Consider the following 12,051-nt stretch of genomic DNA (forward strand, 5'->3'; position numbering starts at 1 on the left):
AAAAGCTGGCAGTTTTTTATTATAGGGGAGAAGAGGATCAACATTCGATCCTCAAACTCCCTAAATTGTTTTGCACGAGCGACAAGGACTTATTACCGCTGATTATCCACATTTGAAGGAAACATTCTGCGTACGCTTTCCGTAAACTCTTCAAATAATCCTTCAATCGGTTCCCCATTGCGAATATCATTTGTATATGAAGTCATACGGTCATAGAAATCCGGGTTTGCTGAAACATATACATCGTCAATATCCTTGTCAACCGCCTTGACTTGATCAGCAATTTTTCTCTCAACTTTATGAGTTAACTCAACGCCCTCACTAAGCTGTGCTGCAACATATGCATTATCGTCTGTAACAATTACATTTACATCTTTCACTTCTGGCATTGTAGCAATTCGATCAGCTGCTTTATCAGCTACTCTCATTCTCGGTGAATTATTGTTGTCATTTTGCGTATTATTTCTCACACGAAGTAATGGGTCACGGTCATTCAGATTGTTTGTATCATTATTACGATTACCGTCATTTACCTGTACGGGATCCGTTACATCACGGTTTCCAAGAGCCGTATCTTTCCCATCGTTATTTGCTCCGCATGCTGTTAGAAAAACTGCTGTTAATGCTGCAGTCAGAATAAATTTCTTTCCCATCATTTTTTTCACTCCTTTCATAAATATTTTTCCTACTTATTACTAAGTTATCCTTGCTTTATTTTTCATAATGATGAGATTTTTTCCTTCTGAATGGTATGATAGGATAGATAAACTTGGAAAGCAGGGAAGATGAATGAATTATGTTTTTATTGGGATTGGTGGGATTGTAGGCAGTTTGCTCCGCTACTTTCTCTCTCTATGGACTAATCATTTATGGATACATACCTTTCCGTATGGAACGCTTGTCGCAAACTTAACTGGATCATTTCTCCTTGGTATTTTTACAAGGGTGTATAGTAATAACGTGAAGATGAATCACAGGCTTGTTTTGTCAATTAGTACTGGGGCAATCGGTTCCTATACAACCATGTCAACCTTTAGTACGGAGATGATCAAGTTTGTTGATAAAGGGGAATTTGGTCTCGCATTTCTTTACTTTTTCATTAGTTTAACTGGCGGATTAGCAGCATCATGGGTTGGCTACTTCTATACATTCAGAAAAGTGAGGACATAAAAATGTTATTTCATATATGTTTAGTTGGAATTGGCGGTTTTTTTGGAGCAATTAGCAGGTACGTTGTAACATCCTACTTTCAAAGGAAATTACAAGGAAAGATACCTTTAGGCACTTTATCAGTTAATTTAATTGGTTCATTCTTATTAGGATATCTACTTGGAAAAACTGAAAGTAATGAGTTGATCTTATTTCTTGGAACTGGTTTTATGGGAGCATATACAACGTTTTCAACCTTTAATTTAGAAGCAGTAAAACTGCTCGCAAGTAAAGAAAAAACAGCAGGACTAATATATATTGCAGCAACCTATGCCGGCGGGATTACACTTGCATTCCTAGGGATGCTTGCAGGAACAATTGGAAAAGGAGTATAGCAATATTGGCTATACTCCTTAATAATTAATTCGAGCTTACTTCTGTGCTTTTAGGCTTCTCCGCTGGATAAAGCTTTCTTCCAATCATTGTTTGTATGGTTAAGAAAATACCTCCGACTGTCCAATATAGAGGCAAAGCAGCTGGCGCATTTAGCGAAATTAAAACAATCATAATAGGGGAAAGAAGCCCCATAAACTTCATTTGCTGCTGAGTTTGAGCTGGCATATTTGCCTGTGAAACTTTGAACTGCAAATAATAAACGATTCCAGCAACAGCTGTTATCCAAATATCTGAATGTCCAAGATTAAACCATAAAAACGAATGGGCAGCAATTTCTTCTGAACCCCTAATCGCATAATAAAATCCCATTAATATCGGCATTTGGATAAGGATCGGGAGACAGCCCATGTTTAGCGGATTAACATTATGCTTTTTATAAAGGGCAAACATTTCCTGCTGTAGCTTTTGCTGTTCCTTTTGATCCTTCGTTGCTTTTAACTTCTTTTGGATTTTGTCCATTTCAGGTTTAAGAACATCCATTTTCGATTTCATTATTTGCTGTTTTTTATATTGCTTTAACATCAAAGGCATTAACAACAATCGAATGGCAAGTGTAATCACAATAATTGCAATGCCATAGTTATCATGAAAGAAAACAGCTACTCCATGAATTAATGAAGCAAATGGTTCAACAACGAACTTTTGAAAGAAACCGTCACTGTTTTGTGTATTAGGTGTGCCGCAAGCAGATAAAAGCATTGTTCCTGCTGCAAGCATTAATATTAAATAAATGTTTTTACGTCTTTTCATTTTGTCACTCCTCTTAATAGTAAATGAATTATTTTACAATTAGAGGAGAAGCGCCTTCCGGATCATCACTAGGACCTTGTTTTTTCCGTATGCATTTAATCATCCAAATTAATAATGGATTTCTGTATTTATAATAAAATAACTGCTGAATCGGAAATTTATTATATGATTCCAATTTGCTGGCAGTATCTAATGAGTCATAAAAATGGTATTCAATCTTCCAAACCCAAATAAACTTTACAATCATTCCTAATAGAAAGCTTGCATAAATTGTATATTCGGTGGGAATATTCGAAATATCGATAATAAATTCAGTCATGTTTTCACCTCATTACTTAAGGCCAATGGATAAATTATAGAGTAAATGTTTATTTTAAGCAATGAAGAACATTATTCCTAGAAAAATGAAACTTACGTTTTCTTGTTGAACCCAATGGAATAGAGTAATAGAATAGTATGTAGACTGATTAATTTAGAACGGTGGGGTATTTTGTTATTACCAATGCAAAAAAAGCTCGTAAAATTTTTAAAAATATTTATACCTATTTTAATCCTGTTTATACTTGTATTTGAATCAAAGGAAATTTTCAAAGATTTTAATTGGCAGCTGCTAAATCACTATTTGGACAGGCTAGCATTTAATAAACTTATATTTATTTTAATTCTCGGTCTCATTTCACTGATTCCGATGTTTTTCTATGATGTCATTCTGCTTAAAATTTTTCATATTTATATACCGAGAAGGAAACTTCTCTTTTTTTCGCTTGCTGCTAACGCATATTCCAATCTTATTGGATTTGGCGGTGTAGCTGGTACAACTTTGCGATCTTTTTACTACAAATCATACGTAAGGAATGATACACCTTATATCCAGACCATTGCGAAATTATCTTTATTTTATTTATCGGGACTTTCTATATTATCCTGGATCACTGCATTTTCCGATATGCATGTTTATTCCGAAGTTAAATTTATCAAACTGGCTGTTTGGGCAATTGCCTTATACACGCCTATTCTCTTGATTGTTTTCGTTTTTAAAAAGTCCTTTTGGAACCTGGGGCATGTTAAACGCGGTTTTATTAGTGAGTTAATGGCTGTCTCTTTATTTGAGTGGTTATTTGTTGTTATTTGTATATGGGGGATCGCAAACTTTTTAGGTGTTTCAGTTCCATTTACAAAGGTATTCCCAATTGTTATTATTTCTGCTTGTGCGGGTATAATCAGCTTGATCCCTGGGGGAATTGGCTCCTTTGATCTCGTTTTTTTAATCGGAATGGAGACAAAGGGAGTACCAGCAGAACTTAGCTTATTAATTATAATGTTTTACCGTCTAAGCTATTATATTGTTCCAGCTGTTTTAGGGACGCCGTTTATTGTAAAACATTTTATGATGAAAAAGAATACTCGAATATAAAAGGGGCTGTTATATAATCAGCCCCTTACGATTATAATGTTTCTTGCTTCACATTTGTTTGAACAGAAAATAAAAGCTTTGCGGAAACTAATCTTTTGCGAATGATAATGCCAACCCATGAAGCAAGTGCTGCTTTAATTAACCCAACAAAGAGGAACGGTGTGAACCCGAAGGCTAAAGCCTGTACCCAAGTATAATCTGCTGATATTTTCAGCCAAGTAGTACCGAAAGCTAATGTAATAATCATCCCAATTGTATTTGCAATCATCGCATTCTTAAAAGAGAATCCAAGCTTTTCCATATATAAACCGATGATAAATGTTGCTGGAATAAATCCGACTAAAAATCCGCCTGTAGGTCCAATTAATTTAGAAATTCCACCCGTGAATTCTGCAAACACAGGTACACCTGCAGAGCCAATCAGCAAATACAATAGAACAGAAAGCGTACCATAGCGGGAACCCAGAATCGTTGCAGCTAAACCGATAGCTAGTGTTTGGCCAGTAATTGGAACATGCGGAAGGGGAATGGTTATTTGTGCTAACACTCCGATGATAGCAGCGAATAGCGCAGTAACAATCATTGATCTTAGTTTCAGTTGCTGATTTGTCATTTTCTATCTCCTTTCTAAATGTCAACTTAGATAAAAAAAAGTTAACAATATAAAATTAATATGTCCTTAATCTTTTGTCAAGGTCTCTTTTTTGATATAACACGTCCTGTGTAATCACATTCGTTTCAGGGTATTATAAAGTGAAACTTAAACTAGTGGATAGCCCGTTGATCTGTAATAAACTTATAAACGTTATATGGAGGTATAGTTATGAGCACATCATATAATGATGACAGTCTTACTTTACATACCGATTTATACCAAATTAATATGGCTGAAACGTATTGGCATGACCAAAATCATAATAAAAAAGCAGTCTTTGAAGTTTATTTTCGAAAGATACCCTTTGGAAATGGATATGGAATATTTGCTGGGTTAGAAAGAGTCATTGAATTTATTGAGCAATTCCGATTTTCAGAAAGTGATATCGCCTATTTACGTGATGAATTACATTATAAAGAAGATTTTCTTGAATATTTACGCTCGCTTACGTTTACTGGTTCTATTCGTTCTTTAGAAGAAGGGGAGCTTGTTTTTGGGAATGAACCAATTATGAGAATAGAGGCACCGCTTGCACAGGCACAATTAATTGAAACAGCCTTGTTGAACATAATTAATTATCAAACACTTATTGCGACAAAGGCAGCACGGATTAAGGAAGTTGTAGGTGAAGAAATCGCAATGGAATTTGGAACGCGACGGGCACATGAAATGGATGCAGCCATTTGGGGGGCAAGAGCTGCTTATATCGGCGGATTTCAATCAACTTCAAATGCAAGAGCTGGGAAGAAGTTTGGCATGCCCGTTTCTGGTACACATGCACATGCACTCGTACAAGCATATAGAGATGAATATACGGCATTTCATAAGTATGCAGAAAGGCACAAAAATTGCGTGTTTCTTGTTGACACTTATGATACATTGAAATCGGGAATACCAAATGCGATTAAAGTGGCTCAGGAGCTAGGTGATAAGATAAACTTTGTTGGTATTCGGCTAGATAGCGGTGACCTTGCTTATCTATCAAAAGAAGCGAGGAAAATGCTTGATGCTGCAGGATTTCATCAAACGAAAATTATTGCCTCTAATGATCTGGATGAATATACAATCTTGAATTTGAAGGGGCAAGGTGCGAAAATTGATGTATGGGGGATTGGAACAAAATTAATTACTGCCTATGATCAGGCTGCTCTTGGAGCAGTATACAAGCTTGTGTCAATAGAAAATGAAGCAGGAGAAATGGTCGACACAATTAAAATCAGCGGCAATCCTGAAAAAGTTACGACACCTGGACTAAAAAGAGTGTATCGGATCATAAATAAAAAATTTAATAAGTCTGAAGGGGATTATATTGCTTTAGATGTTGAGAACCCACAAGAAGAAAAACGTTTGAAAATGTTCCATCCTGTACATACATATATCAAGAAATACGTTACTAATTTTGAAGCACAAGAGCTCCATAAAGATATTTTTCTTAATGGAAAACGTGTTTATTCATTGCCAACTCTTTCATCGATTCAGCAATTTGCGAAGGAAAATTTAAATCTCTTATGGGAAGAGTATCGAAGATCGTTAAATCCAGAAGAATATCCTGTCGATTTAAGCCAAAAATGTTGGGACAATAAAATGATGCATATCGATATGGTTAAACAAAAAGTAAAAGAGCATGCAGAAAAGAGAAAATAGGGGGAAGAGAAATGACATTACAAAAAGAAATCATGCTAAAACTGCATGTAAATCCGGTTATTGATCCAAAAAATGAAATTAGAAAACGGATTGACTTCTTAAAAGAGTATCTTATTCGTACAAAAGCGAAAGGATATGTCTTAGGAATAAGTGGTGGTCAGGACTCCACACTTGCCGGAAGGTTAGCACAGCTGGCAGTAGAGGAGCTGCGTAATGAGGGGCATAGTGAAGTATTATTTATTGCAGTGCGTCTTCCTTATGGCATACAAGCTGATGAAACCGATGCAAAGTTAGCTTTATCCTTTATTAAGGCTGATCAAGAATATGTATTTAATATTAAAGCAGCGGTAGACGAGGTCCAAAAAGAATTCAACTCCATTATTCAAGGCAAGCCTTTAAGTGATTATCAAAAGGGGAATGTGAAGGCAAGAATGAGAATGATTGCCCAATATGCTTTTGGAGGAGAAAAAGGTCTGCTTGTTATAGGAACGGATCATGCGGCAGAAGCGATTACAGGATTTTTTACAAAGTATGGAGATGGTGGGGCGGATGTCACTCCATTAACCGGATTAACTAAAAGACAGGGCAGAGAGCTGCTTAAAGAATTAGGCGCGGATGAGAGACTGTATTTAAAAGTACCCACTGCTGATCTTCTCGATGAAAAACCAGGACAAGCAGATGAAACGGAGCTAGGCATTTCATATGAAGAATTGGATGATTATCTTGAAGGGAAGCAAGTACCTTTGGACGTCGCGGAGAAAATTGAAAAACGCTTTTTAGTAACTGAACATAAAAGAGAAATTCCAGCATCAATGTTTGATGGTTGGTGGAAATAAAGCAAGCGCTTGGGGTGCAGTTCAATCCCAAGCGTTTTTTAAAAGGTTAAAAGTATAAATGTGGGGTATAAGAAATGTTTAACACATTTCTCATACCCAATAGGTAATTGTATCCATGATGCCAATCATCAATAGAAACAAACCCGCACTCTTTTGAATAAATTGCCCAATTTTTTTACTTCTCCTCATTAAAGCTCCATCAACGCCTAATACATAAATGATCATTAAAAAAATAATGAGAGGTATTGAGGTACCAATGGCAAAAATAGGAGGGAGGACAGCTCCATAAGAGGAATTCAAAACTAAAGGCATAAGCCCAAAAAAGAATAGGGAGAACATGGTCGGACAAAACGAAATAGAAAAGATTGCCCCCATTAGAAATGATCCCATTTTTCCACTGCCCTTAAATTCTGGCAATTTTTCACTCACTCTAGACAGCCATCTTAGTTGAAACACTCCGATTAAGACGAGTCCCATAACAATGAACAATGGACCCATTATCTTTCGAAATACCGAAAAATATTCTGGAAGCAGCATTTGCAGCTCTTGACCAAGAAGCCACACAAAAAAACCTAGAGCTGAAAAAACAGATATTTTTCCAATAACAAAAAAGAACACTTCTATCCACTGTTTATTAGTCTGAATGGTTCTATTCCCATAAAAAGTAATAGCACCCATATTTCCTGTAAGCTGACAAGGTGCCAGCGCACCTAATAAACCAAGGATGAAAGCGCCGAGCATTGGAATTTCTTTGCTCTCATCAACCATGGATAAAAAAGGACCACTTAAAGCTTGTGAAAGATCACTGAGCAATTGATACATCGTTATTCCTCCAAAGCTGTAGGATATCTTCCTATTAAGAATACTAAATATACACGCAAGTGATTTCTTAATTAATTACATATTCGTTAACTTTTTTAAAAGAAGCGGATGTTTTTTATTCCGTATGGACCTGAATAAGAGCGAAAGTGCATACGTTCTTGGCTTATTTTTATGAATGAAAGGTGTAATTTAGTAATAAGGATTGATCATTTTTAATAAAGTTTGATTAAAAATCCTGTGTTGATAGGCAGAATTTATATAGGATTTTGTACCTCATAACTGCTTTTTACATAATCAATAAATCTATTCAGATTTATTGGAAATTCTTTGTCATTTTTACGGCTGCAAATATAAACAGGTCGTCTTACCTCAATTTCTTTAACAATCACTCTGCCTAATTCCCCTCGTTCCCAATATTCTCTAACTGCTAGCTCCGGGGCTAGCATAGTACCATATCCAGCAAGGACAGAACGAATCGATTCATTTAAACCAGGATATTGCAATCCAATTCTGGGAATAGGGACACGATATACTTTGCATAATGAGAATAGGATTTCCCTTGTAGAACTTCCGTCTTCTCTTAATAAAAAAGGCTCCGCCATCAATTCTCTTAATGAAACTCCTTGTCCATCATATTTATGACCATGTGGAACAATAAACCAAAAATCGATATCCATTAAGTGATCAAGATGAATATCAGGATTATTCCACTCTTCCTTCACTACGAAAGCAATATCAGACTTATAGCGAAGTAAGTTTTCTAATACTTGATTGGAATTGCCACTATAAAGGTTCACATTAACAGATGGGAAATCCATTTTGAATTTTGCCAGCCATACAGGTAATAAAAAATTAGCTGGCAAATATGTGGAGGCTATTCGCAGGTCTTGTAATTCACCATTTTTTAGCTGAAAAAGCTTATTTTCAATATCCTTTTCCATATCAAATAAGGTTAGAGCACGTTTAACTAAAAACTCTCCTTCTTTTGTAAGCTTAATCCCTCTTCCCACTGTTTCTATTAGTTTTAGTCCCGTTTCCTTTTCCAAATTTCTAATTTGAATGGTTACTGCCGGTTGGCTGATTGAAAGGGCATCAGCTGCTTTTGTAACACTTTTTAATTCAGCTACTTTTATAAGGAGGCGCAGTGCATGAAGATTCATATACGAAATCCTTTCATAAATTATATTTATGAATCATTTAAAAATATATATTAGATTTATTAATAATCATTATATATCCTTTTATTATCAATGACGATTAAAAAGGAGAACATGATGAAAAGACAATTAATTATATTATTTTTACTTATCTTAGCTCTGTATTTAGTTAGTGCTTCATCCTTAAACTATCACTTAATTATCCTATTCTTTATCGGAATCATTTCTTCTTTTATTGGAACTTTAGCAGGTGGTGGTGGACTGATTACACTTCCTGCGATGATGTTATCTGGTATTCCTATTCAAACTAGTATTGCGACTAATAAATTTTCCTCAGGTATTGCTGCATTTTCAAGTGTATTCTATCTTATCCAACTGAAGCAGCTAAGTATTAAAACAATTATTCAAAACTTACTTGCAGCATTTTTAGGCGGAGTTGGAGGGGCTCTAATTATGGCACAACTCTCTGAAAAAACAATGAATATAATCGCATGTATTCTATTGTTTTTTGCCTTAGTTGTTACTTTAAAAAATAAGGGATGGATTGAGACGGCTCAAGGTGCTCATCATAAATCAACAAAAAGAATATGGACACATTTCGTTATCTTTTCTATAGCAGCTTATGATGGAGGATTCGGACCCGGCTCCTCCACATTTAGTATTTTGTATTACATGAAAAAAGAACAGACTTATTTAAAAGCTGTTCAACTAACGAGGGTTTTAATTTTTGGAAGTTGTGCAGGAGCATTTATCATTTTTTATCAAACTGGATTTATTCAATGGTCATATGCTTTAGCGATGGCTATCGGTTCCATTATTGGCTCCCAATTAGGCATACTTGTTTTACCTAAAACTTCATTGAAAATGGCAAAGTCATTATTAATAACAATTATGTTCTTTTTAATAACACATATGGCTTATAAAATATTATCACTTTAAATTTATATAGAAGGGTTAATCTTTACCATTATTATTATTTTGGTGTTATTCAAATTAACTAAAAGTTTATTACTCAGACTTCAAACCTTCAGAGGAACAAATTATCCAAGCATACCATAAAGGTCGGTATCAAGCAGAAATCGACATAGAAAATCATAATGAAAGATTTGGTTGATTATTATCTTCGATATAATTGACACAATTCCTTTTATTGATATTCATAAAAATCCCTTTGACTGTTCCTGATAAAATATTCTTATTTGATGAAAAAATACTGTTGAAGAGAAAAAGCTTCACTCAATAGGGAAGCTTTATATATGAATTTGTCTTGATGTTTTATATCACATCTACTCTTATTGAAAGACGTAGGTAAAATGGCGTAGTAGAGTATTTCTATTCTATAAATTCCATTAGTAGATTTGTAAAAAAACGTAAGGAAAAAGATCGGATTTTGTTAACACAATCTTTATTAAGCTATAGATATATCTACATACTGCTTCAACATTCCTTTCCTAGTATATATTTGAATACATATTTTAGATAGGAGATGGAGAAGATGAGTAAAAAATTATTTATTGGAACTGGGGTGGCCTTTTCGTTGTTATTCAGCCCATTCAGTCAGACGTTTGCAGAAGAACCAACAGTAGGCGAAAGAAAACAAGTGGATAATGTAGCACATCGAGGTGCAACAGGATATGCACCTGAAAATACGATTGCTGGTTTTGATCTAGCAGTTGAGATGAAAGCCGATTATATTGAAATTGATGTTCAAAGAAGTAAAGATGGTGAAACAGTAGTGATTCATGATACAACAGTGGATCGTACAACAGATGGAACGGGAAAAGTAGGGGATTTAACATTTGAACAGCTTAGAAGTCTTGATGCAGGTAGTTGGAAAGGGGAACAATTTGCAGGAGAACCAATTCCAACATTTGAAGAGATTCTTGATCGTTACCATGGAAAAGTTGGGATTTTAATAGAATTAAAGGCTCCAGAGCTTTACCCAGGTATTGAAAAACAAGTGGCAGAAGCAATAAAAGAACGAAATCTCGATAAACCGCAAAATGAAAAAATTATTATTCAATCTTTTAACTTTGAATCAATGAAAAAAATGGACCAGCTTCTTCCTGAAGTTCCAATCGGTGTATTAACTTCTAACCTTAAAGATACAACAGCAGAGGCTTTACAAGAATTTTCAACCTATGCGGATTGGTTTAACCCAAACTATGGAATTGTGACAAAAGAATTAGTCAATCAAGTTCACTCTCTTGGTATGCAAATTGGATCATGGACGGTACGAAGTCAAGAAGCAGCGGACTTTCTATTCGATATGAAGGTTGACGCGATCATCACTGATTACCCGGATTATGTAGATCCTAGAAACTAATATTTTTGTAAAAGGGTATAAGAAAAGGGATAGTTGCTATTCCTTTTTTTATTTGGATTAATGTTGATGTTTTTTTGAAAAAAATGTACTTAATGTAAAGAGTGCTTCAGTAAATAAGTTTAAGACAGCATTATAAACATTATCTTGATCCTCAACAATCAAACATTTTTATAAAACCTAAACATAAATTTATTGGTAACAATCCATTTTGATTAATCTAATTTTCAAAATGGATTGTTATTAATTATCATAAAATGCAGTTTAAGAGAGCATTATTAATCAAACCTTATTTTAAAATATATTCTTCAGCATATATTCTTCATAACCCAATCCTTCACCTGCGTTTAACCAATGTAAGACAGTTCCAACAAAGTTTACCCAAGAATGAAAGTTTAACGTTTGAATGTGTAAAATGCCTTTATATACATTATTTTCTTTTACCAACAATTTTGTATTTTTAATTACCTTCAATACGAAATTAGCCTATTAAAAAACTATATCTTACTCAGAAACAGTTTCATCATTCAAGATGCTTTTTTGAATAGCCTGATAAAAAGCTTCTGGATCATCAACATTTAAAATAATCCGTTTGACTTCCTTTTTCATTCCATAAATAAAATTTGCCTCTTGAGGCTCCTTCAGAAGGATTTCAAATTGTGGCTTTTCTTGAAAAAAATCAATAACCCTTGCATCAAATAGGTTACTCAGCTCTTTTTTATTCATTTTTTCCGGGCCATCGTAATAGTTAATTTCTTTTATTTTCTCTAAAGGAAGTACCATGCTTTTCGAAAGGCCTGTCTGCAGAAGAAGATACTCTTTTTTGAGGACAAAAGGGGTAAGGC

14 protein-coding genes are annotated in these 12,051 nt (G+C 34.7%); 7 read left to right on the top strand and 7 right to left on the bottom strand.

The features are described from left to right. Nucleotides 1-92: 92 nt before the first annotated feature. Nucleotides 93-656 (bottom strand): YhcN/YlaJ family sporulation lipoprotein, encoded by a 564-nt coding sequence (locus tag RUH74_RS05670; RefSeq protein WP_313799296.1) that lies wholly within the window; start codon nucleotides 654-656, stop codon nucleotides 93-95. A gap of 133 nt (nucleotides 657-789) precedes the next feature. Between RUH74_RS05670 and crcB (RUH74_RS05675) the strand changes: the two genes are divergently transcribed. Then, the gene (gene crcB, locus RUH74_RS05675; protein ID WP_313799297.1) at nucleotides 790-1,170 is read left to right on the top strand and encodes a fluoride efflux transporter CrcB; all 381 of its coding nucleotides are present in this window, start codon (nucleotides 790-792) and stop codon (nucleotides 1,168-1,170) included. 2 nt (nucleotides 1,171-1,172) lie between these two features. After that, on the top strand, nucleotides 1,173-1,544 hold the full coding sequence (gene crcB, locus RUH74_RS05680; protein ID WP_313799298.1) for a fluoride efflux transporter CrcB: 372 nt from the start codon (nucleotides 1,173-1,175) through the stop codon (nucleotides 1,542-1,544). 25 nt (nucleotides 1,545-1,569) lie between these two features. On the opposite strand, the gene yidC is transcribed toward crcB (RUH74_RS05680), so the two are convergent. Both yidC and RUH74_RS05690 read right to left on the bottom strand, forming a co-directional pair. Then, nucleotides 1,570-2,355, bottom strand: a complete 786-nt coding sequence (yidC, locus tag RUH74_RS05685) for a membrane protein insertase YidC (protein WP_313799299.1) — start codon at nucleotides 2,353-2,355, stop codon at nucleotides 1,570-1,572. A 28-nt stretch (nucleotides 2,356-2,383) separates the two neighbouring features. Then, nucleotides 2,384-2,674, bottom strand: a complete 291-nt coding sequence (locus RUH74_RS05690; protein WP_313799300.1) for a hypothetical protein — start codon at nucleotides 2,672-2,674, stop codon at nucleotides 2,384-2,386. 171 nt (nucleotides 2,675-2,845) lie between these two features. On the opposite strand from RUH74_RS05690, the gene RUH74_RS05695 reads away from it, so the two are divergent. Then, on the top strand, nucleotides 2,846-3,769 hold the full coding sequence (locus RUH74_RS05695) for a lysylphosphatidylglycerol synthase domain-containing protein (protein ID WP_313799301.1): 924 nt from the start codon (nucleotides 2,846-2,848) through the stop codon (nucleotides 3,767-3,769). Between the two features lie 31 nt (nucleotides 3,770-3,800). Here the strand turns inward: RUH74_RS05695 and RUH74_RS05700 are convergent, their stop codons facing one another. Then, nucleotides 3,801-4,382 carry a biotin transporter BioY gene (locus RUH74_RS05700; RefSeq protein ID WP_313799302.1) on the bottom strand — a complete coding sequence of 194 codons (582 nt, stop codon included), beginning with the start codon at nucleotides 4,380-4,382 and terminating at the stop codon, nucleotides 3,801-3,803. A gap of 210 nt (nucleotides 4,383-4,592) precedes the next feature. On the opposite strand from RUH74_RS05700, the gene RUH74_RS05705 reads away from it, so the two are divergent. Together RUH74_RS05705 and nadE are read left to right on the top strand one after the other, a co-directional pair. Beyond that, nucleotides 4,593-6,068, top strand: a complete 1,476-nt coding sequence (locus RUH74_RS05705) for a nicotinate phosphoribosyltransferase (protein ID WP_313799303.1) — start codon at nucleotides 4,593-4,595, stop codon at nucleotides 6,066-6,068. 11 nt (nucleotides 6,069-6,079) lie between these two features. After that, nucleotides 6,080-6,904 (top strand): ammonia-dependent NAD(+) synthetase, encoded by an 825-nt coding sequence (gene nadE / locus RUH74_RS05710; RefSeq protein ID WP_313799304.1) that lies wholly within the window; start codon nucleotides 6,080-6,082, stop codon nucleotides 6,902-6,904. Between the two features lie 90 nt (nucleotides 6,905-6,994). Here the strand turns inward: nadE and RUH74_RS05715 are convergent, their stop codons facing one another. Then, nucleotides 6,995-7,726, bottom strand: a complete 732-nt coding sequence (locus tag RUH74_RS05715; protein ID WP_313799305.1) for an urease accessory protein UreH domain-containing protein — start codon at nucleotides 7,724-7,726, stop codon at nucleotides 6,995-6,997. 254 nt (nucleotides 7,727-7,980) lie between these two features. Beyond that, entirely contained in the window at nucleotides 7,981-8,886 is a 906-nt protein-coding gene (locus RUH74_RS05720; RefSeq protein WP_313799306.1) for a LysR family transcriptional regulator, read from the bottom strand. Between the two features lie 114 nt (nucleotides 8,887-9,000). Here RUH74_RS05720 and RUH74_RS05725 point away from each other — a divergent pair, with 114 nt between their 5' ends. Next, nucleotides 9,001-9,822, top strand: a complete 822-nt coding sequence (locus tag RUH74_RS05725) for a sulfite exporter TauE/SafE family protein (RefSeq protein WP_313799307.1) — start codon at nucleotides 9,001-9,003, stop codon at nucleotides 9,820-9,822. Between the two features lie 556 nt (nucleotides 9,823-10,378). Then, nucleotides 10,379-11,209 (top strand): glycerophosphodiester phosphodiesterase, encoded by an 831-nt coding sequence (locus RUH74_RS05730; protein WP_313799308.1) that lies wholly within the window; start codon nucleotides 10,379-10,381, stop codon nucleotides 11,207-11,209. Between the two features lie 501 nt (nucleotides 11,210-11,710). Here RUH74_RS05730 and RUH74_RS05735 read toward each other — a convergent pair. Beyond that, entirely contained in the window at nucleotides 11,711-11,932 is a 222-nt protein-coding gene (locus tag RUH74_RS05735) for a hypothetical protein (protein WP_313799309.1), read from the bottom strand. Nucleotides 11,933-12,051: the final 119 nt, after the last annotated feature.

This window comes from Cytobacillus sp., from assembly GCF_032154635.1.
Lineage (GTDB): Bacteria > Bacillota > Bacilli > Bacillales > Cytobacillaceae > Cytobacillus.